This is a genomic window from Vibrio sp. S457-15 (assembly GCF_000960545.1).
In the GTDB taxonomy this organism is placed as follows: Bacteria; Pseudomonadota; Gammaproteobacteria; order Enterobacterales; family Vibrionaceae; genus Vibrio; species Vibrio parahaemolyticus.
Genome location: NZ_JYOQ01000082.1, coordinates 1 through 698, shown reverse-complemented (window position 1 = coordinate 698; position 698 = coordinate 1). Strand labels below are relative to the sequence as shown.

The following is a 698-nucleotide window of genomic DNA, read 5'->3' as shown; positions in this document are numbered from 1 at the left end:
GGCGTTAGGTCTTCGTGCATTAGTTTAAAAAAGACTCTTTTTGTTTGGCATTTGAGCAGTCGAGTTGCATATTTCCCAGGTTCACTTGAAAAACAAAAATATGCCGTCATGTTATGGGTTTGCATGACAACAAAAGGAAAAGTAATGCAATTTTATAGAAAAGAACCTTTGGGTTTGGGCGGTGATCACTTCTTTTTTGAAGTGGACTTGACTCAAAGTATGGTCGATAGTGGCTTAAATGCGCAAGATATCAGTGGAAAAATCGAAGCATGTGCACGTGTCCATGATAGTTCGACTATTCACTTAAACATTAAAACAAATTTGATCCCAGTCGAAGTCGTTGAGGCGATCAAGAAACTGAATGGTTTCGGTGCTGGTATTGTAGTTACTCACGGTGGCCAGAGCACAGCTGATGATTCTTCATCGATTGACCCAGTGCTACTTGATGCGGTTGAGCGAGCAGCTCGTCATGGACAAGTCTGGCACCCGCAAAAAGGTGCATTTGTTCATACTAGACCAAAGTTGTTTTGATTAGTAATTCAAATGGTCAGTTTTCTGGCCATTTTTTGTATCGACCTAACAAACAATTTAAGAGTGATTCAGCACGCTTGGCATTTTTGGTTTGAGTTAAGCTCAGTGTTTACGGTGGTCAAATTGAGTACTGTGGCTGCGTGCTTCACACCTTAATTGGGCGTTAT

Annotated in this window: 1 protein-coding gene; it reads left to right on the top strand. The window is 41.1% G+C overall.

Translation table 11 applies throughout. The annotated features are described in order from the left end of the window. On the top strand, positions 1-531 hold a 531-nt coding region (locus UF05_RS08720; protein WP_231583920.1), incomplete at its 5' end, for a hypothetical protein. Positions 532-698 lie beyond the last annotated feature (167 nt).